Genomic DNA, 21,932 nt, shown 5'->3' with positions numbered 1-21,932 from the left:
TCAAGGCACAGGCTTCCTCGATCGTGGCCACCGACATGTTCCACGTAGACACGGTCTTCCTGCGACGCTGGTTCGTGCTGTTCTTTATCGAGCACGGAACCCGCCGCGTGCACATCGCCGGCGTCACCCGGCATCCCACGGGCCCGTGGGGCACGCAGCAGGCTCGCAACTACCTCATGCACCTCGGGGACCGCGCCGAGTCGATCACATTTCTCATCCGGGACCGCGAACCGTACTTCACCGACAGCTTCGACGCCATCTTCCAAGCGATCGGCGTCCGGGTGGTTCCCGCACTGCCAGCCGTTCCGCGGATGAACGCGATCGCAGAACGCTGGATCGGATCATGCCGACGCGAAGCGACCGACCGCATCCTGATCACCGGAGCGCGCCACCTCCGACGCGTCGTCGACGAGTACGCGGACCACCACAACACCCATCGACCACACCGATCCCTCCGTCAGCGGGCACCGGACCAAGTCACCGAACTTGAACCACCCACTGCCAGCAGCAAGAACAACATCGCCCGACGCGACCGACTCGGCGGCCTCATCCACGAGTATTCGCAGGTCGCGTAGGGTGACACGGTTTCCGGCCCCCACAGGCTTCGGCCGCCTGGAGGAGTAGTGACTGGTTTCGATCTGTGTCTTGTCGACAACGGGGTGTAACTGTGATTCCTCTTGCTTGTCATGCGGGGAGTTAGTCGACCGAAGGGGCGCCAGATGTCCTGGTACGAAAGGTTCGGAGAACTCGACCTTTGCTACACAATTGATCACGACTACCGGAATGGTTTCTTCTGGTCCTCTTACCAGGTCCCGAATTGGGGCGGGAAGCCGCCGAAGCCGCGGCCGAACGGTGAGGTCAGTGTCTGGCTGTCCTCAGCAGCAGGTGATCCCAATTTTAGGCCGCTGGGGTCCTACGCACGCCATTACGGGTCGGCTCAAGACGCGGGTGACGACGTCGACTTCAGGCGCTTCGGGCGGGTGGCGCAGTTGATGATTGCTCCGGTCTCCGGGCAGTCGGGGGTGGTGGCCTCTCCGGTGGACTACCGGCGGTTGTGGCACGACAGCAATACCGGAGCGCACCTCTACGGGTCGGTGTGGCGGCCGATCCCGCCGCAGGGGTACGTAGCTCTAGGGGACGTATGGATGTCGGGCTGGGACGTCAAACCGCCGCTGAACGCGATCTGGTGCGTGAAGCAGACCGCCGTCGGGGGACACACCTACGTGCGCCGGGCGGAGCTGAGGGAGCGGGTCTGGAGCGACCAGGGGACCGGCGGCAATGCCGGGGATGTGGCCGTGTGGCGGGTCGATGTCCCCCCGATCTCGGAGGACCCCTCCGAGCGGCTGCTCCTCGCCCCCAACACGGTCACCACCGTCACGCACTACAGCACTCCGGCACCGACGGACACGACCTGGATCCTGGACGTGCCGTCCGACGTCGAGAAGCGGCCAGAGCCGCCGGTACCGCCTCTGACCTCCCATCAGGAGCCGTCCAGCCCGCAGCCGGTCACCGACCGGATCGTGCGCGTTCCGTTCACGGGCGTCAACGACGAGGGGCGCGACCTGCAATGGAAGGTCCTCAACAGCCCGTTCTACCGGCTGCACCGCCGCGTCGGCTACAACCGGGCGATCTTCACGAACAACCAGCACGGCACTCAGGACGCGCGCGCCTCGGAACAGGTGGTCACCGGCGTCGTCCAGAGTGAGAGCGAGGCGTGGACGACGCTGACCCGCATCGTCGTCTCCGCCTCGGCCGGCATCGCGTTCAAGGGCCTCTCGGTGGGTGCGGACGTCAACATCACCCGTGAGACCGGCTACGAGAAGCGCACCTCGCTCACCGAGTTCACCGAGAGCACCAGGACGCAGGAGATGGTCACCCCGCCGCAGGCTTCGGGGGTCCTGTGGGTCAAGTCCCACGAACTCCAGTTGTACCGGGCCGACGGCAGCGCGGTGGCCGAGGGCCTGTCATTCCAGTTCCCGTCCTACGCCATCGCCAACTTCCCGCCCAACGCCGTCGGCCAGCACATCGAGGCCGCCGCACCGGCCGAGCCGGAGTTCCAGCAGGCACCCGACCTCGACGGGGAGAAAGGCGGCGGCATCCCCGGCTTCGACGCCGAGGAGCTGACGAAGAAGCTGGAGCTGGCCAAGCAGGAGATGCCCGAAAAGCCCTAGCGTTTCCAGTGCCCGCGCCGACCGCCGCTGCCCAACGCGGGCAAGGGCCGACGCGGGCCATCATCGCTTCCGGCTCGGCGCGTGACCGGCTTCTCGGCCGTGCGGTTATCGCTCACCCGCACACCCTGGCCGCCCCGCTCACGGGCCGTCGAAACGGCTGAGGCCGGCCTGACAGCGAAACCTGACAGCAACGCCGACGCACATCAGGAAACGTCGACCGCTCTCTGCGGATCGCGCGGCGCGCGTTGGGGATCGATCGCTGAGACGTATCGCCCCTCGGAAAGATCTTGTAAAGCGGGGGTCGTCGGCCGCATGACCATCTCGGTGCTCCGCTGGCCGACGGGACGACGACTCGCACCTTCGGCCTCCCTCACATGACAGAACGTAGGCCGCTTCGATCGTGACCCACACGCCCGAAAACCGCAGGCCATGCACGTTCCCATCTGCATTACGCCCCACCGAGAACTCGAACCTGCGGCCAGCTACGATCGGGGTCCTCCGTCAGCGGGTGCTTGATGCTCCATCACCTCTCATCGACAGCCACGATGCCCACGCCAGTGGCATGCCAGACACGTTCGGGGCACGGTGACCACCTCCCTCCCACGGACCGTCAGGACCACGGGGAGTGCTCCCAGGCATGTCGAACCGAGTATGGCCATCGACGACGGACGCCTCGAGAAGTGAGCACAGAGCGCCCCTGTGGCGGACAGGGGTTCCACGCCACTTACGGCCATGCCAAGAGACGTGTCCAATTGAGCGTCCCATGGCGACGCGAAGGGCTCCGTACCGCGCGCAGCGGCGGCCTACCGCGTTCCCGTTCTGGGAGTGCCCCGTCTGCGGGGCGGTGCCAAGGGGCATTGCCTCGGCTTTACGGGACGGCGAGCGCCTTAGCGAAGACAGGCAAGGAGGGCTGACCTGCAGAATTAGCGAGTTACGACGACTGGAGCCGCCCCGCCACCCTCGTCCCATGGGGAGCATCGCACCCCGCTCCCTTGGCCAAAGGTCGACCAAAACCCGCCAAGGTGCATTTAGGCCTCTCGATGGCCGATACATCAACATCATCGCGGGTGACCTCGCCACCCAACGGTTGACGACGGCGCGGAACGTCCCCGTACCGCGCCCCACATCGACCCGATCGGGCGACGGACAAATCGGTCCCGATTGACACCAGTTGGAGGTGGGAGCAAGAGGGCTCCCAGAGGGCTCCCCGTTCGCTCCTGTGCCGTTCGGAAACTCATCGCTGCTGCTCGTAGTGGGTCTGGCGCGCCCCGACAGCGTGCTGAAAGCCTGTCCGGGTGATCGTTTCTCTGGTGTACCAGCTGGCTCGGAAGCTGCTCGCGGTCCCGGCGTTGCGGCTGCGGCGGGATGCGGCCAAGGACGCGGAACTGCTTGTTCTGCGGCACGAGAACGCAGTGCTGCGTAGACAGCTGTCGGGACCAGTGCGGTACGAGCCGGCGGATCGGCTGTGGTTCGCGGCGCTGTCCTCCCTGATTCCTCGGCGCCGGTGGGCGCAGGTGTTCCCGGTGACGCCTGGGACGGTGCTCGCGTGGCATCGCAGGTTGATCGCCATGAGGTGGGACTACAGCAAGCGCCGGGCCGGGCCCGGGAGACCGTCGACAGCGGGTGCGGTAAAGGCGCTGGTGGTGCGGCTGGCCCACGAGAATCCGCGTTGGGGCTGCCGACGGATCCAGGGCGAACTGGTTCGGCTCGGGCACTCGGTCGGCTCGACGACGGTCTGGGAGATCCTGACGGCGGCCGGCATTGACCCGGCCCCGCGCCGCAGCGGCCCGACGTGGCGTGAGTTCCTGGCAGCGCAGGCCGAGGGCGTCATCGCCTGCGACTTCCTGCACATCGACCTGGTCGACCTGCGACGGGTGTACGCGCTGGTCTTTCTCGAGCACGGCACACGTCGGCTGCGCGTCGCGGGAGTGACTGCGCATCCCACCGGACCCTGGACGGTCCAGCAGGCCAGAAACGTCGCCGTCGAGTTGGGTGTGCGGGTGGACTCGCTGCGTTTCCTGCTCCGGGACCGGGACGCGAAGTACACCGAGTCCTTCGACGCGGTCTTCGCGGCCGACGACATCGAGGTGGTGAGAACCGCGCCGCGGGCTCCCCGGATGAACGCGCACTGCGAGCGGGTCATTGGCACCCTGCGGCGCGAGGTTCTCGACCACCTGCTGATATGGAACGAGTCCCATGCTCGGCAGGTCCTCGATGCCTATGCCCGGCACTACAACGGTCATCGCCCACACCAGGCTCGCGGGCAACTCCCTCCGCTCGCCCAGGAGCACCCAGCACCCATGACCGCTCCGACCGCTCAGCGGATCCTGCGCACCCGCATGCTAGGTGGCGTGATCAACGAGTACAGATACGCGGCGTGAGCTGCAGCGATGAGTTTCCGAACGGCACAGGCTTTCATCGCCGCTGTCCCCGCCGGGAAACTGGGCAGCGGCTGGCACGGCGTCAACTTCAACTCCCCGTTCGCCGAACTCGCCACGTCGCTCAACCTGACCTGGCTGACCTGGATCCTGTACGCCGACGCGATCGTCTCTCCGGCCGGCTCAGCACTCGTCTTCACCGCCGAGACCAGCCGGGAAGCCTACGCCTTGGGCAAGAGCCGACTGCTGCCCGAGTCCGTAGCCAAGGTGCACCGAGACTCCGGTGTGCCGCGCCGTGCGCTGCTGGTGAACTTCGCCATCGGCCTGGCCTTCCTGCTGCCGTTCGGCAACTGGCAGTCGATCGTCGCGGCCGCCGGTGTACTGGGGCTGTTCGCCTATTCCATCAGCACCATAGCCGAAGCTTCGATACGGCGTGCGGACCCTGGGCGCATGGCGAACTGGGTGCGGGGCACCCGCCTGCTCGCGCCCGCCGCCTTCGTAATCGCCACCCTGATCTCCTACTGGGCTGGCTGGCACGAGCTACGCGTCGCACTCCCCGTACTCTTCTTGTCCGCACCGCTGTACGCATACCAGCAGATCCGCCGCGAGCGAGACCTCGCAGACCTGACCACCGGTCTCTGGTTGCTCGGATACCTGGTAGCGCTGCTGTTGCTCTCCAGCCTCGGCAGCTTCGGAGGCTCCGGCGCCATCCCGGCGCCATGGGACTCGATTGCCGTGGCACTCGTCGGACTGACGGCCTACTTCCGCGCCATCCGCGATTCCGTCCGTCACCTCACCGCCCACCCGCTTCCGGCTGCATGAGCGGGCTGTGCCCGCAGCCACCGCCGTTGCCGCGGTGTCCTGCGATCCACGCTTCCCGGTCACTGGTGACCGCACCCACATCGACGGGAGCCTCGTTCAGCCGCCCGCCCACGTCGTACGCACTCCTGTCGAGCTCCCACAACTCGGCCTGGCTCCCTGATCAGTGCCGATGACTGGAGCGACACCCGCCACGCGTCCGCGTCCCGCACCACCGTGCCCACCGCGATGCGCCCTTGCTCGGCTCGTTCCCGGTGTCTCCCGCTCTGACAACGTATTCCCAGTGTCTCGTGTTGGTGCAACTCGCAATCGCACCGGCGAAACGACTCCTTCGCCATCACTCACCAGTGCGCCTTGTCTCCGCTGAGCGCTCGTGCTGCGTATACGGCAGGCCAGCGAATTCGTCTCGTCAGGATTCACGTCCGAAGGCGGCTCGCAGCTCAGCGACGAATACGTGCGGAACCTCAAGGGCAGGGAAGTGCCCGCCATTGTCCAGGCCATTCCAGTACCGTAGGTTCTTGAACCGCTCCTCGACCCAGGCGCGGGGCGCCCGCCACGGCTCCTTCGGAAACATCGACACCGCTGACGGGGCAGTCACCGGAACCGACAAGTTCTGCGGTGGCAGACTCTCCCAGTACAACCGCGCCGAGGACGCACCACACGCACCGAACCAATAGATCGCGACATTATCCAGCAGCCGCTGACGAGACACCGCGTTCTCCGGATGCCCACCGCAGTCGGTCCAGCCCTGGAACTTCTCGATGATCCAGGCCAGTTGCCCGGCCGGAGAATCCGTCAGACCGTACCCGAGCGTTTGAGGGCGCGTCGACTGCACCATCAGGTACCCGCGCTCAGCCGCCAGCACTTCCCTGGCCGCCGCCAGGTCCGCACGCTCGAGTTCACCGAGATCGTCCTCGGTGAACCCCGAGGGCGGCTGGACAAGAGGCATCGTCGTATGCAACGCCTCGACACGGTCAGGGTGACGGACCCCCAGCGCCGTCGTGATGAACGAACCCCAGTCGCCGCCCTGTGCAAGGAAGCGCTCGTAGCCGAGCCGGGTCATCAGCTCGGCCCAGGCATCGGCAATGCGCTCGGCCCCCCAGCCGGTTCCGGCCGGCTTGTCGGAGAAACCGAAGCCCGGCAACGAGGGCACAACGACGTGAAACGCGGGCTCACCGGCCGGCGGGTCGGCCAGTTCGTCGAGGATGTCGAGAAACTCCACCACCGAACCGGGCCACCCATGAGTGATCAGCAAGGGTCGAGCATCCGAATGGGGGGAGCGGACGTGAAGGAAATGAATTCCGAGCCCGTCGATCACTGTGCGCCACTGTCCGCGATCATTGAGCTCGGCTTCGAGTCGACGCCAGTCGTACTCTTCGAGCCAGTACCGGCACAACTGCTGGACGTAGGAGCGCGGAATCCCCTGTTCCCAGCCGTCGACGGTCTCGGCCTCGGGCAGCCGGACACGACGCAAGCGGTCGTGCAAGTCCTCCAGCGCTTCGTCGGGCACGTTGAGCACGAAGGGCACGACAGTGTCGGAATCAACCACAATACTCTCTCTTCCCACATCGCAGACAGAGCAGCGATGCATATCGTTGCGTTCTTACACAACCAGAGTTCGCATACACAGTAGAAAGGAGTTGGGGCGGCTTCGCTCCCGCATTCCTATGGCTCTGATGCGCGCCCAGGAAGCCGCCAGCGCTGGGCCCAACTGCTGGCGACGGTCTGCTGCACCACGCGAAAGTGCAGGTGGCGTATCCGGCGCACGGTAACGAGGCGATGAGCCAGCCGCCGGGAACCGACGTGCTCCGGCGGGTCTATCACGATGAACTACCCGGCATAGGCGGTGGTGTCGGTGTGCTTGCGCCACGTCCCCGCCGGTCCCTACCAGGCGGCGGTCGGCTCTGAACCAGGGGGCCGACCGGAATTGGCGTGCGTTCGTGGGCGCCGCAGTGGTGCCCACCGAGGACACGCCGCTAGACGCGCCAACCCAGCAGTGCGCCCGAGCCGATGGCCACCAGCCCGAGGACATCGACGGAACCGGGCGCGACAGCTGGCCGGACAGGAACAACAGAAGCTGGATGGACAGCATCATGAGATTCCCAGGGCAGGCGACCAATTGCCTTTCGCGAAGGCCCGACGGCGTACCTCGGTGAACCGCCCAACGGCCTCCCGACGCACCACCTCGCGACGCTGGCGCACCTTCGCCGTCAGTCCGCCCCCATCCGCATACCGCATACCGCATACCGCATACCGCATACCGCATACCGCATACCGCATACCAGACGATCTACCGCGACAGACAACCGTCCGTCAGCAAGACCGCCGATCCATCAGCCCTATACGCCCGGTCAGTTCACCGCCGCGACTACGTTTGCCTGGTCGAGAAGCTGCTCCAGCTTCAGCTTCTGGGCTTGGAGCATGGGCAGGAGTGCGGTCCGCTGCTCGGGGGAGAGCTCGGGGAGCCGTCGGCCCAGGAGCCTGCAGGTGCTGAGCCATTCGAGGAGTGCGGGGTCGGCGGTCCATCGCGCGATCCGCTCCTGGATGTCGCCGAAGAACTGTATCCAGTCCAGGGCGGAGTCAGGGTGCTGCGAGGGTGGGCACAGCGCGTTCTTGGTGTCGTCGTCGGCGTAACTCGCCTCGACGTGGGCGGTGACTGCGGCGCTGAACACCTGCTGGCAGGGAACCACCGCCTGCAACGTGATGCACGCTTGGTCGAACACCGGCACCGTCGGCCGTCGCTCCAGGCCGTCGGCGGTGCAGTCGATGTAGAGGGTTCCATTCTGCGCGGGAATGGTGACCTGGTCGAGTTCGATCGCGTTCTCGTCGATGCGCTTGACCCTGCCGTGGCGGACGATGTCGCCGATGCGGCGTAGCTGCTCGAGTTCGGCGCGGGCGACCGTCGCGCAGCGGTAGGCGGTCGGCTCGATGTCGGGCGACAGCCGCAGCAGCAGGCCGCTGCTCTCCAGCCGTGCGAACAGCTCCTGGACCGTGTCAGCGCCGACCACGGCCTCGCGACGGGCTGCTTCCGTTTCGATGTAGGAGTCCCCGGGCTGGGTGTGGGCGCGGTCGATCAGCCAGGAATCGCGGGGCATGATCCAGGTGATGTCGGACGGATCGGTACCGCGACTGAGCAGCCACAGGCAGGCGTCGATGCCCGTCTTTCCCGCCCCGACGACGGTGTAGTGGGGCGGCTGGTCCTGCAGGGCGGGCAGTTGGTTGGGGGTTATCAGGCGGACGTCGGGAGCGACTTCGTACTTGGGCGGCGCCATGGCCGGCACCGTGACGTTCATGTAAGTGGCGTCCACGGTCCGGCGTTTGACGGTCACCTCGAAGCCGGCCCCGCTGACGACGGAGTGGAACCGCTGGACGTCGGGCCGCTGTGGATCCGGGCCGTCGTAGAACGACTTGGGGAAGTAGGAGACCCGGCCGGTCGGCAGGAGTGTCTTGCGCATCACCTGGTCCAAGTAGGCCAGGATCTCGCTGGCCGAGGCCAGCTCCTGCATTCCGGCGTTCCAGCCGACCTGGTCCACCGCGCCGCTGCCCAACTCGCGGGAGTTGACGCCGTAGTAGGCCGACGGCTGGTGCAGGCGCACGAAGGGGTAGGCGACCGTCCAGTGCCCGCCGGGCTGGTCATAGCGGTCGACGATGGCAACCGTCGCGTCGGTTTCGGCGATGAGGGTGTCGGCGAAGGCCATGCCCATGGCCCCGGCTCCGACGATCAGGTAGTCGACCTCGAGAGCTGTCGGATTCAACGAATGTCGTCCTTCCGTGGTTGCTTTTCGAAGGTTGGAAGCCGGCCGTACTCAGCGCGGCCCGCGGTTACCGGTGCAACACCGCAGCACAGCCACGGCTTGTGAGGACCTTCCGCTCGCGCGATGTCCAGCCGTCAGACTCAACGCACAACACCGCAGCGGAAAGGCATGTCAGCAGGGGCCCTTGACCGCACGCGGTGGCTCACGCCGCTGCGATCAGGCCCAAGCGCAGATTCCGGGCCCGGCAAGAGCAAGGCATCAGGCCCGGCGAGGGTCGCCTCGGGGTTTACGGAAACGCTCAGGAACGGGAGGCGTTCAAGCTGGCAACATGCTCTTCCTCGGCGGTCGTGAGGGCGACCACCGGCATGTCCGTCAGCCCGGGGCGGACGTGCAGGCCGTCCAGGACGATCGTCAGGTAGCGCCTCCACACCTCGCTCGAGACCGGTTGGGTGTGCTGGATCACACAGCTCACCATGTAGGAGATGAGGGGCAGGTCGGTCGTCGTCAAGTCCGAACGCAGCAGGCCAGCGTCCTGGGCACGACGCATGACCGCGTCGGCTGCGGGCATGAACTTGCGGCGAGCCTGCGCGACCAGGGGACGACCCCCGAGCTCGGCGAACACCACTTCTCGCAGTCCGCGATCGGCTTCCAGCTGCTCCAACGCCATGGTCAGCAGGCTGACGAACCCCTCCCACGGGTCGTCAATCGTCAGGGCCTGATCGGCGAGCGCCACCAAGGCATCGACACGCTCTTCGAACAGCTCGTTGATCAGCGCTTGCTTGTTGCCGAAAAGCCGGTAGGAAGTCGCCACTCCGACACCGGCATGGCGAGCGATGTCGTCAAGGTTCACCCCCAGCCCCCGTTCGGCGAACACCTCCCGAGCAGCCTGGAGTGTGCGCTGCCGGTTGGCCTCGGCATCGCGTCTCAGGCGCCGTGCGCCACGGGACGCGGATGAATCCATTCCGTGCATGAGTCCACAGTAGCACTATCTGGAGTTGACAACTCCAGTTGCTTCGCCTTCTCCCTCCAGGACGACGGCCCGGCAGGCGCTCCGCTCAGAGAAGCAGGACCGAGCAGCGCGTCTGCCGTGCACCACGCGACAACCAGGACCGGTCGCCGCACAACATCCCGTCGCCGGAGAAGCCGAACATGGCGCCCCGGCCAGGCGAGGTTGGATCCGTTTGAACCGCTGATCGCCCGGATGCCGGGCGCGGATCGCGATGTCTGCCACGGCGGGTAGGCGTCGCCGGGCATGATGGCCGGTCGTGCTGCTCCACCTGGCCTGCCTCGACGAACGCCTTCGCCGCGCTGCGTCTGCTGCCAATGCGCGACCGAGACAAAGACATGGAGATCCTGGCCCTGCGGCACCAACTCACCGTGCTGGAGCGGCAGCTCGGCGGAGCTCGTCCCCGCTTCACGCCGACGGACCGCGGCGCCTCGGACAACCCTAGCCATTCACCAGGGGCGGGCTCATCACGCACCCCCTGTCCATGGCGAGGCCGCATCGCACTTGTCGCCCCGACAAGGGATCGCCACAGGTCAGAGCAGGTATGGCACTGCAGGTGGTCGCGTGGTGGGCTCCAGGCTGACACTGAGCGTGTTGGCATCCTTGGCTCTACTTGGAGGCGATCATCGTGCGCTCCTACGCCGACCGCGGACGCGTCTACCGCCGCTGCGGCTGCCGCGACGCCCAACACCATCAACTCGGCACCCGCTGCCCCAAAATCGCTTCCGCCCCCGATCACGGCACCTGGACCTTCGCCGTCGACCTGCCCTCCCCCGCTGGGGAACGAACTACGGTCCGTCGCGGCGGCTTCCCCACCCGCCACGCCGCCCGAGCGTCACTTCACCGGTTGCTCGAGGGCGAGGCGGGCGGTTTCAACGCCGACCCCAACCAAAGTGTCGCCGATTACCTCAGCAGCTGGCTGAAGACAAAAGCACTCGTCATCAAACCCACCACGCTGGTGCGTTACCGCGACTACGTCACCAAAGACCTCATCCCCGCGCTTGGCAGCCTCAAGCTCGACGAACTCAGCCACCGCCACATCGCCGGCTTCGTCCACACCCAACTCGCCCAAGGACGCGGCAAAGTCACCGTGCACCGCTGCCTGGCCACCCTCTCCAGCGCGCTCGGCGACGCCGTCCGGCAGCACCGCCTGCCCCACAACCCGGCACGACCAGCCGTCCTCCCCAGGCCACAAACCCCGGAACGGCGCATCTGGACACCACAGGAAGCAGCACGCTTCCTGCGCCACTGCCACCATCGCGACCCGGTCATCGCCGACCTATGCGAACTCCTCATCGGCACCGGCATGCGCAGAGGCGAAGCACTCGCACTCCACTGGAGGGACGTCCACTTCCAAGACAAGGTCCTCTACGTCCGCTACACCCTCTCCGCCATCGACAACAACCACCTGGTCCTCACCCCGCCGAAGACATCCAGCAGCAAGAACTGGGTCGCCATCTCCCCACGCGTCGCCACAGCCCTCAAACACCGCGCCGCAAGCGCCCCCACCTCACCCGCCAGCCCAGACGATCCCTACGCAGACCTGGTCTTCTGCCACCCCGACGGACGCCCCCTGCGCCCCGAACACGTCCTCCACCGCTTCCGCCGCGTCTCGCAGGAAGCCGGCGTGCCCCGCATCGGCCTCCACGACCTTCGCCACCTCGCCGCCACCCTGACCATCAACGCCGGCGTCCCCCTCACGGTCGTATCGAAGACTCTCAGGCACTCCACCTTGTCCACGACCGCCAACATCTACAGCCACCTGACGACCCAAGCTGCCCACGACGCCGTCAACGCGATCGAGCAAACCCTGACCCAAGCGGACCCAGACCGCAGCCGCCTGCACTGGCCCAACTGGCTGCGACCACGACCCGACCACCTGACCTGGCTCCCCCAGATGCTCAAGCCCGGCTATTCCCCCGCACCGCCCGCCAGTTCACCACACGCCCTCGAGCCTCCAGGCGAGGACGCGACCACATTGCGACCACACCTCCATGGGACGACCAAAAGGCCGCCTCCTCAAATTCGAGGAAACGGCCTTCGACCTGCGGCTTCGCAAGTCGGGACGACAGGATTTGAACCTGCGACCCCTTGACCCCCAGTCGCGTTGACTACTCTGCGCAGCTATTCAAATTCGCTGTGTAGCTACCTTTCCCGTGCCTATACGCAGCCGCATTCCGATACCGAAGCCCGTACATCGCTCTACTCCACCCTCAGGGGAAGCTGCACCGCGTGATGGGACCGACTCCATGCCCTGAACCCCCCTCAAAAGCCATACCAGGCCGAACAGATCAGCCGTCAAGCGCTCACGCATCGCCGCCCCACGCCTTCGCCACGACCAGCTTTCATGCCCCTCCCCCACACACGCGCATGACCGCCTGACCTGCGCGAATACATTGTTCGGCACCCGCAGCTTTGCCGTGGTCAACTCGGCCGATCCCAGAAGACACGCGGCCCTTGCTCGCGCCAGGACAGTTCCGGAACGAGGGGATCCGCTACTTGCCAGTCACCTTTATGGTGATCCGCGATTCGACCGCCTCCGGACACGGAAGGGTGTCAGGCCCATGCCACCACACCAGGGAAAGCCCGCCTTCGAGGGAACGCACGTGCAGATAGGCGCGGGACTCGGCGGCATGAAGCCCCTCACACAGAATGGCAAAGTCCACATCGTCGAGGGCGAGTTGGTGCTCTACAGCAGCCACGGCCAGGTAATCGACAGGGCACCTGTCACGGCGGTCAGCGCCCGGAAGGCCTGGTACACGATGGGCAGCGTCGCCTTCGTCACGCTGGGCGAGGGACGCCGCTACTCCGTCGCGGTCAAGGTCGGCGGTGCCTACCTCCTCGCCGGAACGGCGTGCGTACTCACCGGACGAGCGGGCAACAAGAGATTCCTGAGAGCCCTCAAGGAAGAGCAGCACCGGTACGCCGACCGGTAACCGCCGCATCCACCACGCGCGCGACGTGGCCCCGCTGTCAACGACCGCGCGGAAGACCAATCGCCAGAGGCATGCGGCACTGACGCTAGGAGAGGGGTCTGGCAAGTCGGCTTGCCCCAGGGGGGGTTGGCTCGATCTCGCTCCTGGTATGGCTGATTTCGCACCACTGCGAGGAAGGGGCTGAACTGACGCTTGCGTGGCACCTGTAGACGAGCACCGTGGAAGCTGGCAGGGGGCGCTGGGCACTCACCCAGAGAGCTCGGTCCGCCACTGCCGTGGCCAGTCCCCCGAGGGCGGCGGATCTCCCGCGATGCCGAGGTCACGTCGCGCGCCCTCGTAGAAAGCATCACGCGCCGCACTCGCCAGCCGCTGGGCCTTGGACCACATCTCAGCGTCGACTGGACCCTCCCGTACGAGCAGCTACACCCGTCTCTTCAACAGCCACCGGCTCCACCAATGCCGAACCCAGCTCGCGCCCTTCGATGCCCCGAACGTCGTACCGCCACCGACAGCTCGGATCGAACGACGACAGGCTGCCTGCCACAGGCCTCATCAACGAACACCACCGAGCAAGCTGACCACCAACGAAACCCCAGTTCACAACCGGTGAAGCCATTTTGAAGCGCTACGGGAGTCATCCACGAGTATCAACACGCTGCTTGACCTGCGTGGATGAGGTTTCCGGCAGGCGCAGAGCTGCCCGGCGAAGGGCCAGGTCGAGTTCTTGGGCGACGTTGTCTCGGCACGCACAGCGTCAGCTAGGTCACGGCGATGATGGTCGCGCTGGAGCCTTCGTCTGGTTCATGTCGTCGATCGTCTGCCACAGCCGCAGCGCCCGCCCGTGGTGCTGGCGCGCCAGGTCGTGGACGCCGGCGACGTCGTCCAGGTCGCCGATCAGTTGCCAGCACGCGGCCTCGTCCTGACGGTCGCCGTGCCGGTGGAACAGGTCCGCCGCGCGCTGCAACGCCGGGCTCGCCCGGTCCCGGTCGTGCTGACCGGCGTACACGCGGCCGACTTCCAGCAGCGTGTACGCGGCGCACCGCTCGTCGGCGAGTTTCTCGAAGGTGGCCAACGCCTGCCATAGGCAGCGCAGCGCCTCGCCCGGATCACCGCGCCGGTCGTGCAGCCGGCTGAACCGCCGCAGCACGACCGCCACCCGATGCCCGTCGTCGAGCGCCTTGGCCTGGCGCAAGGCCTCGCCGAAGTAGGACTGCGCCTCGTCGAGTTCGCCCTGCATGAGCCGCATCACTGCCATCGAACAGGACAGGTACGCTTCGAGGTGCCGGTCGCTCTCACCGACCGCGATGGCCAGCGCCTGCTCGACACGCTCGACGGCTTCGTCGTCACGGCCCTGCACCCGGCTGACCGTGCCCAGCATCGCCACCGACAACGCCTCGCCGCGCTTGTCCTCGCCGTCCTGGCACAGCGCGACAGAGGACTCCAGGGCACGGGTCGCCCCGTCGAACTCGTCTCGGTAAATGTGCAGTTGGCCAAGACCTCGCAGCAGCACCGATGCGCCGCGCACGTTGCCAGCGGCCTCGGCCGTGTCCAACGCGAGCCGGTGCCCGTGCTCCCAGTCCTGATACAGACACCGGTGGTCGTAATAGGTCACCGGGCTGGCCGCCAGCTCCCAGGCCAACTCGTCCAATCCCCAGTCCACAGCCAGTTTCACCGCGCCGAGCAGGGTGTCGCGTTCCGCGTCGAACCAGCCGACCGGGTCGGCCATCAGCCGGTCCACGACCGCATCGGGCAGCGACAGGCGCGGCGCCGAACCGGGCTCGCCGACCAGCAACCCGGCCGGCAGCCGATCAGTGCCGCGCCCGGCCAGATCGAGCCAGGCGGACAGCACCCGGATGATCGCGTTCCGCTTGTCCGCCGCCGGCAGCTGGGCGGCGATCTCCACTGCACAGGTCCTGATCAGGTCGTGCAGCCGGTAGCGCGGCTGGCCGATGGCGTCGGTGGCGGTGAGCCGCACCAGGCTGGCGTCGACGAGGGTGTCCAGCACCTCCTCGGCGTCCGAGCGGTCCAGTAGCGGGCCGACCACCCAGCCGGGCAGGGTATAGGCGCCGAGCAGACCCAGCAGGCTCAGTGCGCGCACCGCGTCGGCCGGCAGCAGCCGTAGGCTCAGTTCGACGCTGGCTCGTACGCTGAGGTCCCCGATCCTCAGCTCGGCCAGCCGCCGGGACTCATCCTCGATCCGTTCCCGCAGCACCCGCAGCGACCAAGCCGGCCGGCCGGTGAGCTTGGCGCCGGCGATACGGATCGCCAGCGGCAAGTTGCCGCAGCAGTCGAGGATCGCGTCGGCCTGCGCCGGTTCCCGCTCGACCCGCCGCCGCCCGACAATGCCGGTGAACAACTCCCGCGCCTCTGCCGGGCTCAGCACGTCCAGGTCGATGTGCCGGGCGCCGGGAAGTTGCGTCAGCAGATTGCGGCTGGTGATCAACACGGCACAGCCGTCGGCCCCGGGCAGCAACGGCAGCACTTGATCGGCGTGACCGGCATCGTCCAGCACCACCAGCATCCGGCGGTCCACCAGCAACGAACGGTAGAGCGCGGCCCGTTCAGACAGGCCGTTCGGAATCGCGCTGCCGGCGATCGAAAGTGCCCGCAGCGCCTCGGCCAGCATCAGCGCCGGGTCCCGCGGCTCGTGCGATGTCGCGGCGAGGTTGAGGTAGAGCTGGCCGTCGGGGAAGGTGGCGCTCGCCAGCCGCGCGGCGTGCGTCACCAGACAGGACTTGCCGACACCGGGACCGCCCACGACGACGGCCACCGGGGCCCGGTTCGGCGCCGACCCGTCGAGCAATCGGGCGACCTCGGCCAGCGCGTCGGCTCGACCCACGAAGTCGGGTACATCGAGCGGCAGTTGGCGCACCGGCATCGCCATAACCGGTTCGGTGGCCGCTGGGCCAGGGCTTTCCGGTCGTGTGTCCGAGGGATCGCTCGCCGGGACAGGGACCGCCAGGGCGGGATCGGCGGCCAGGATGCGCAGATGCAGCGCCTGGATCGGCGGGGTGGGGTCGACGCCGAGTTCGCCTGCCAGTGTCCGGCGCAGTCGCTCGTACACCTGCAGCGCCTCGCCTTGTCGCCGGCACCGGTAGAGGGCGACCATCAAGTGTTCTGCGACTTGCTCGTCGTAGGGGTGCTCGCGTAGCAGGGCGGTCAGCTCCTCGATGACCTCACGATGACGCCCCAGGTCGAGTTCGATGCTCAGGCACAGTTTGTGGGTGGCCGCGCGCCTCTCGTTCAGCCGTGCCGCATCGAGCTCCAGGACCCGGCTGGAGATGTCGACCAGGGCGTTACCGCGCCAGCAGGTCAGCGCGCGCCGCAGCGCGACAGCTGTCTCGAACGGGGCCTTGTGCCGTTCGGCGAGGTGCCGCTCGCGGTCGAACTCCAGTAGGTCGAGCTGATTGACGGTCAGGTGGATCTGGTAGCCGCCGCGCCGCGTGCTGATCAAGGAGCCGGGTGCTCCGCACGCGGCGAGGTTGCGGCGCAGCCCGCACAGAGCGTCCTGGACCTGACGGACCGCGGTGGTGGGTGCTTTCCCGTCCCACATCACGGCTACCAGCCGTTCCATGGCGACGAGGTTGTTGGCCTCGACCAGGAGCGCAGCCAGCATCTTGGCCTGCCGTGGTCCGTCGAGCCGGACCTCGCGCCCGGTGATCTGGGCGTGTAACGGCCCCAGCACGCCGAATCTCATGTACCCCCCGGCACTTGACGATCAGCGCCGATCCCTCGGCCGACCTCGCATTAGGACGAATCTAGGACGGCCGACGGACCCGTGTCCATAGCGTCGCCGTAGCGGAGCTCACCGAAGACCAGTGGGCGGGCAACGCCTGCGGAGCGTGCCTTCGGATTCCGCGCTTGAGGCGACCAGGGGAGGTGGCCAGATCCAAGTGATGAGCATGCCAAGCGAGCGGGAGTGACCGCTGCGTTACTGCGTGGATCCAGGGGTCTCGCTACCGCCGGCCTCAAGCCGGGCCCGCGTACGCACGGTTACCGGTCACGACGGTGCGGTCTACAAAAAACAGTGCGATTCGCGCCGGTCTCTGTTCCTCTCCAACCCTTTGCTGAAAGGATTCAGATGAAACTCCGCACAGCTTCCAACGTAGGTGCGACCCCCGCCAGCTCGTCCGCAAGCGCGCCTGGATGGCGGAAGTTCAAGAAGAAGCTCTCCATGGTGCTCGCGGCCGCGACTCTGGTCACCGGAGTAGGGGTGCTGGGCACGGCGCCGGCGCAGGCTGCGTCTTGCGGATCCGACCGGGAAATGGCCAGCGTCCCAACGACCCTGAAAGCCACCACGGGTGACACGCTTGGCGTGTTGTACCTCGGTTACATCCCCAGCTGCCGCATGATGTATGCCGAAGTGCACTGGAGCGACAGTTCCATCACCAACTCTGGCCCCGGCTCTATCTGGATCGAAGACGTCAATCACAAGCAGCCTGGCAAGAAGTACTACAGCAGCGCCTATCAGCAAATCAGCGGAGACTTCTGGACCTCCAACTTGGTTCCGATCGACGGCTCCGGCTACCTCTACTCGATGCCGCACGTGTATCTGTCCTGGGCACATGGCGTGTTGCATTTTCCGCCATTCGTATACCCCAAGTGCCTGACCAACCACGATTTCCACGGCAACTATCACAACTTCAACAGTGGGTACAGCGACAGCAGCCACCGGTCTGAAGGCTGCTAAGCTGGTCGGCCAGGTCGCCAGTTCCATCACAGTCGTCCCCGACGCGTCCGCGACCGAGTACGGCCTCGTCTAAATGGGCCTTCAGACGAGGGCCCATTTCCATAATCTCCGCAGGTCAGGACGGGAAGCAGTCGCGGCGACCGCTACCCGGGACGTGTGCGTCGGGGTGTCCTCCCGCTCCAGCCGTACCGAGGCGGGCCCCTCGTCCGGCTGGACGTCGAGCACCAGCGAGGAGGCGTCGGCCGGACAGGCCCAGGTCGTCCAGGGTGGCGCCGTCCGCCCAGCGCTGCAGCTGACGGCGGGCTAGGAGGTGGACGCCGCCCTGGCGGGAGGCCCAGAGCACGTCCTGGTGGCTGAAGCTGCCGAGGTGGACCACCACCCGGGTCAGGCGGTCGACGCCGGGGCGGCCCCGCCCTTGCCGATACCTCATCCGCCCTGGTGAGAGGCGGTGAGCGATGATTCGTAGGATGTCGACCGTGTCGCCCGGTCGGTACACTGGCGAGACTTGCGATCACCCCGGCATGGTGATCAACAGTGCTGCTGCGACTGGCGTACCTGATTGTGACCAACGCGTTCGCGATGCTGGGACTGCTTTCGATGAACGACCGGGAAAAGGACGTGGAGATCCTGGCACTACGTCATCAGATCACGGTGCTGGAACGGCAGTTGAGCGGACAACGGGTGCGGTTCCAGGCAAGCGACCGGGCCTTCCTTGCAGCCCTGCTGCACCAGCTTGTGCCGTTCGAAAACTCATCGTTGCTGCTCGGGGTCGGTCTAGCGCGCCAAGACAGCTTGCTGGAACCCTGCCCCGGTGATCGTCTCACTGGTGTACAAGGTGGCCCGGAAGCTGCTGTCGGTCCCTGCGGTGCTGCTGCGGCGGGACATGACCAAGGATGCGGAGTGTTGGTACTCCGGCACGAGAACGCGGTGCTGCGCAGGCAACTCTCGGGCCCGGTGCGGTATGAGCCGGCGGATCGAGTGTGGTTCGCAGCGCTATCCTCGCTGATCCCTCGGCACCGGTGGGCGCAGGTGTTCCCGGTGACGCCCGCGACCCTGCTCACGTGGCACCGAAGACTGATCGCGCACAAGTGGGACTACAGCGAGCGCCGCAGCAAGCCCGGCAGGCCACCGACCGCGAGCACGGTGAAGGCGCTCGTGCTGCGGCTGGCCAAAGAGAATCCGCGCTGGGGTTGCCGACGAATCCAGGGCGAACTCGTCCGGCTCGGGCACCCGGTTAGCTCGACAACGGTCTGAGAGATCCTCACCGCGGCGGGCATCGATCCAGCCCCGCGCCGCAACGGCCCGACGTGGCGCGAGTTCCTGACCGCGCAGGCCGAAGGCATCATCGCCTGCGACTTTGTCCACATCGATCTGGTCGACCTGCGCCGGGTGTACGCGCTGGTGTTCCTCGAACACGGCGCGCGCCGACTACACATCGCTGGCGTGACCGCACATCCCACAGGGCGCTGGACGGTGCAGCAGGCGAGAAACCTTGCCGTCGAGTTGGGCCTACGGGTCGAATCGCTACGCTTCCTGCTCCGCGACCGCGACGCGAAGTACACCGAGTCTTTCGACGCGGTCTTCGCGGCCGACGGCATCGAGGTCGTAAGGACTGCTCCGCGGGCTCCTCGGATGAACGCGCACTGCGAACGGGTCATCGGCACCCTTCGGCGCGAAGCACTCGACCTGAGCTTGTTCCGCTTTGACGGACACCGGTGTTGTGTTGGTCAGGCTGCGAGGGCGGTCTCGTAGTCGGCGGGACTGCGGTAGCCGAGGCTGCTGTGCAGCCTGCGCAGGTTGTACCAGCTCTCGATCCACTCGAAGATGGCGGCGCGCGCGGTAGCGCGGCTGGGCCAGGGACGGTCGCAGGGAAGTTCGCTTTTGAGGGTGGCGAAGAACGACTCGGCGAGCGCGTTGTCCCAGCACTGTCCGGTGCGGCCGACGGACAGCCGGACGCCCAACTCGTGGGCGAAAGCCGCGAATTCGTGACTGGTGTACTGGCAGCCGCGGTCGGAATGAAAGATCACCTCGGCGGCTGGGCGGCGCTGCGTGCAGGCCGCTTGCAAGGCGTCGATGACGAGCCCCGTGCGCAGGTGGTCGGCGGTGGCCCAGCCGACGACGCGGCGGGAGCCGATGTCGATGACGGTGGCCAGGTAGAGCCATCCTTCCTCGGTGGGGATGTAGGTGATATCGCCGCACCAGCGGGTGTCGGCTGCTGCCGGGTCGGGCTCGAAGTCGCGTGTCACCAGGTCCGGACGCAGGCATGCACCGGGGTCGGGGACCGTGGTGCGATGCCCTCGCCTGCGGTAGCGGCCGACGAGGCCGACGGCTCTTATGAGGCGGGCGACGCGCCTGCGGCCGCAGACCATGCCCTCTCGCTGGAGGACCGCGTGGATACGCGGGACGCCATAGGTGCCGCGTGAGGACTGGTGGACTTCGGTGATCTTCCCGGTCAGTTCCGCGTCGCGGACCGCGCGGGGGCCGGGCGTGCCGCTGTGGCGGTGATAGAAGCCGGCCCGGGAGACCTTCAGCAGCTCACAGGCGCGCTTGACGCTGTGGCCGCCCCGCTTCTCCGCCTCGATGAACGGGTGCACGTTCACCGGGTCTCCTTCGCGAAGAAAGCCGTGGCCCGCTTGAGGACCTCTACGTCCTCGCGCAGGCGCCGGTTCTCCCTGCGCAGACGGGCAAGTTCTTTTTTCTCATCACTGGTCAGACCCGGCCGCTGGCCTGCGTCGGTCTCGGCCTGCGCGACCCACAGGCGTACCGCGGTCTCGGTCAGCTCGAAGTCCTTGGCGACCTGCCCGATCGAGCGGTCACCGCGCTGGCACAGCTCGACGATCTCGGCCTTGAACTCCGAAGTGAACGAGCGGCGAGGACGCGGCTTCTTCTGCCCCATGCTCTCCATGACAGACATCCTTCCGGGGGCCGAGGCCCCTGATCTGGGATGTCCGTCAAACTGAATCAAGCCTAACCATCTCCTCATCTGGAACGAGACCCACGCCCGGCAGGTCCTCGACGCCTACGCCCAGCACTACAACAGTCATCGCCCGCACCACGCTCGAGGGCAGCTGCCACCCCTCGCCCAGGAACAGCCGACACCCGTGGCCAACCTGACCACTCACCGACTCCTACGAACCCGAGTCCTTCAGGGCACCATCAACGAGTACAGGTACACGGCTTGACCAGCGACAACGAGTTTCCGAACGGCACAGGACAACGCTGCCCCCCTGGCTGACCTGGTACTAGGACGAATCTAGGACGGCCAAAGGACCCGTGGACATAGCGTTCCACGGGGCGGTCAGCCGTTCCCGCACAACGCACAGGACAGCGACGAAACGTTCGGTCAATGCAGCAGCGGTTCCACGACGGTGGTGTAGCTGAATGCAAAACAGACGCATCAATACCGTCACCGGGCACCCCCGAAGGAGTGCAGATGAAGTTCAACCTCAAGTCAGCGGTGGGCGCCGGGGTCCTTGCCCTGGGCTCGATGGCCGGGCTGCTGGCCACCGCGGGAACGGCCCAGGCCAACACCTACCAGTACAGCGTCCAGCTCAAGGACCAGAACGATGGTCAGTGCCTGGACAGCAACAACAGTGGGGACCTGTATGTCTTGAACTGCAATGGCGGGAACTACCAGCGGTGGGACGTCACTTCTTACGCCGGGAACGTTGGCAACTACTACGACAGAGTCCAGATCAGGAACCGGCAGACCGGCCGATGCCTGCGGGTCGATCGTATGCACATGGCGCTTGACCCTGTCTGGTCCAACTGGCATTACGTGGGGAAGACAGGTAGTTGCGACTACCAGGACTGGCACGACCAGTGGAACCTGACCTGGGTGGGCAACACCAACCCGAACCCAAATAGTTACCAGTTCGCCAACTACCAGCAAAACAGCGACAGCCCGAAGATCCTCTGCCTGGACCGAGGCCAGGCCGGCCACTGGAACAACATGCTGTACGACCTCGGCGCGCCCTCGTGGAACAACACGGCCAGCTACACGTGTAGCAACCACTCGAACACGTACCAGACCTGGAGCATGGTTTCCTAAGCTTGACGTTTAACGTCGCAGGTCACCCGACCTGCTGATCTGCGGTTCTTTCCGGGACAGCGGAGGCGGCCGTTCTCCACGCTTCGAGATGTCGAGTCACGAAGTACAAGAGAACGGCCGCTGTGT

General features: G+C 66.5%; 18 protein-coding genes. 11 read left to right on the top strand and 7 right to left on the bottom strand.

The window, feature by feature from the left end:
* The first annotated feature begins 23 nt into the window (after positions 1-23).
* From P2L57_RS33355 to P2L57_RS33340, 4 genes are all read left to right on the top strand, one after another.
* Positions 24-575 (top strand): integrase core domain-containing protein, encoded by a 552-nt coding sequence (locus tag P2L57_RS33355; RefSeq protein ID WP_275821019.1) that lies wholly within the window; start codon positions 24-26, stop codon positions 573-575.
* Positions 576-992: 417 nt separating this feature from the next.
* Complete coding sequence (locus P2L57_RS33350) at positions 993-2,171, top strand: Vps62-related protein (RefSeq protein WP_275821017.1); 1,179 nt, start codon at positions 993-995, stop codon at positions 2,169-2,171.
* A 1,295-nt stretch (positions 2,172-3,466) separates the two neighbouring features.
* Positions 3,467-4,552 carry an integrase core domain-containing protein gene (locus P2L57_RS33345; protein ID WP_275821015.1) on the top strand — a complete coding sequence of 362 codons (1,086 nt, stop codon included), beginning with the start codon at positions 3,467-3,469 and terminating at the stop codon, positions 4,550-4,552.
* 9 nt (positions 4,553-4,561) lie between these two features.
* On the top strand, positions 4,562-5,371 hold the full coding sequence (locus P2L57_RS33340; RefSeq protein ID WP_275821012.1) for an APC family permease: 810 nt from the start codon (positions 4,562-4,564) through the stop codon (positions 5,369-5,371).
* A gap of 406 nt (positions 5,372-5,777) precedes the next feature.
* On the opposite strand, the gene P2L57_RS33335 is transcribed toward P2L57_RS33340, so the two are convergent.
* The 3 genes from P2L57_RS33335 to P2L57_RS33325 form a co-directional block, all read right to left on the bottom strand.
* Positions 5,778-6,959 (bottom strand): epoxide hydrolase family protein, encoded by a 1,182-nt coding sequence (locus P2L57_RS33335; RefSeq protein WP_425574876.1) that lies wholly within the window; start codon positions 6,957-6,959, stop codon positions 5,778-5,780.
* Between the two features lie 760 nt (positions 6,960-7,719).
* Positions 7,720-9,123: an NAD(P)-binding protein gene (locus P2L57_RS33330; RefSeq protein ID WP_275821008.1), complete on the bottom strand. Its 1,404-nt coding sequence runs from the start codon at positions 9,121-9,123 to the stop codon at positions 7,720-7,722.
* A gap of 298 nt (positions 9,124-9,421) precedes the next feature.
* Positions 9,422-10,084, bottom strand: a complete 663-nt coding sequence (locus tag P2L57_RS33325; RefSeq protein WP_275821112.1) for a TetR/AcrR family transcriptional regulator — start codon at positions 10,082-10,084, stop codon at positions 9,422-9,424.
* A gap of 892 nt (positions 10,085-10,976) precedes the next feature.
* Here P2L57_RS33325 and P2L57_RS33320 point away from each other — a divergent pair.
* Both P2L57_RS33320 and P2L57_RS33315 read left to right on the top strand, forming a co-directional pair.
* Positions 10,977-12,224, top strand: coding sequence for a tyrosine-type recombinase/integrase (locus P2L57_RS33320; RefSeq protein WP_275821006.1), 1,248 nt, complete (start codon positions 10,977-10,979; stop codon positions 12,222-12,224).
* A 469-nt stretch (positions 12,225-12,693) separates the two neighbouring features.
* Positions 12,694-13,065: a hypothetical protein gene (locus P2L57_RS33315; protein ID WP_275821004.1), complete on the top strand. Its 372-nt coding sequence runs from the start codon at positions 12,694-12,696 to the stop codon at positions 13,063-13,065.
* A gap of 763 nt (positions 13,066-13,828) precedes the next feature.
* Here P2L57_RS33315 and P2L57_RS33310 read toward each other — a convergent pair.
* Positions 13,829-16,750, bottom strand: coding sequence for an AfsR/SARP family transcriptional regulator (locus P2L57_RS33310; RefSeq protein WP_275821002.1), 2,922 nt, complete (start codon positions 16,748-16,750; stop codon positions 13,829-13,831).
* Between the two features lie 489 nt (positions 16,751-17,239).
* On the opposite strand from P2L57_RS33310, the gene P2L57_RS33305 reads away from it, so the two are divergent.
* Positions 17,240-17,755 (top strand): hypothetical protein, encoded by a 516-nt coding sequence (locus P2L57_RS33305; protein ID WP_275821000.1) that lies wholly within the window; start codon positions 17,240-17,242, stop codon positions 17,753-17,755.
* Positions 17,756-17,870: 115 nt separating this feature from the next.
* Here P2L57_RS33305 and P2L57_RS33300 read toward each other — a convergent pair whose 3' ends face one another.
* On the bottom strand, positions 17,871-18,185 hold the full coding sequence (locus P2L57_RS33300) for a hypothetical protein (RefSeq protein ID WP_275820998.1): 315 nt from the start codon (positions 18,183-18,185) through the stop codon (positions 17,871-17,873).
* A 104-nt stretch (positions 18,186-18,289) separates the two neighbouring features.
* Here P2L57_RS33300 and P2L57_RS40955 point away from each other — a divergent pair, with 104 nt between their 5' ends.
* The gene (locus tag P2L57_RS40955) at positions 18,290-19,009 is read left to right on the top strand and encodes a helix-turn-helix domain-containing protein (RefSeq protein ID WP_372516029.1); all 720 of its coding nucleotides are present in this window, start codon (positions 18,290-18,292) and stop codon (positions 19,007-19,009) included.
* A 135-nt stretch (positions 19,010-19,144) separates the two neighbouring features.
* Entirely contained in the window at positions 19,145-19,507 is a 363-nt protein-coding gene (locus P2L57_RS40950) for an integrase core domain-containing protein (protein WP_372516028.1), read from the top strand.
* Here P2L57_RS40950 and P2L57_RS33290 read toward each other — a convergent pair.
* Positions 19,483-20,355, bottom strand: a complete 873-nt coding sequence (locus P2L57_RS33290; protein ID WP_275820996.1) for an IS3 family transposase — start codon at positions 20,353-20,355, stop codon at positions 19,483-19,485. The two genes, P2L57_RS40950 and P2L57_RS33290, sit on opposite strands and share 25 nt — an antisense overlap.
* Positions 20,352-20,660, bottom strand: coding sequence for a transposase (locus P2L57_RS33285; protein ID WP_372516027.1), 309 nt, complete (start codon positions 20,658-20,660; stop codon positions 20,352-20,354). The genes P2L57_RS33290 and P2L57_RS33285 overlap by 4 nt, the downstream gene beginning before the upstream one ends.
* A 55-nt stretch (positions 20,661-20,715) precedes the next feature.
* On the opposite strand from P2L57_RS33285, the gene P2L57_RS33280 reads away from it, so the two are divergent.
* Positions 20,716-20,937, top strand: a complete 222-nt coding sequence (locus P2L57_RS33280; protein ID WP_308292542.1) for an integrase core domain-containing protein — start codon at positions 20,716-20,718, stop codon at positions 20,935-20,937.
* Between the two features lie 251 nt (positions 20,938-21,188).
* Positions 21,189-21,806 (top strand): RICIN domain-containing protein, encoded by a 618-nt coding sequence (locus P2L57_RS33275; RefSeq protein WP_275820994.1) that lies wholly within the window; start codon positions 21,189-21,191, stop codon positions 21,804-21,806.
* The last annotated feature ends 126 nt before the right edge of the window (positions 21,807-21,932 follow it).

Origin of the sequence: Streptantibioticus ferralitis, from assembly GCF_029223525.1 — a bacterium.
In the GTDB taxonomy this organism is placed as follows: domain Bacteria; phylum Actinomycetota; class Actinomycetes; order Streptomycetales; family Streptomycetaceae; genus Streptantibioticus_A; species Streptantibioticus_A ferralitis.
The sequence above is the reverse complement of the archived record's forward strand: the minus strand, read 5'-3'. Positions and strand labels throughout refer to the sequence as shown.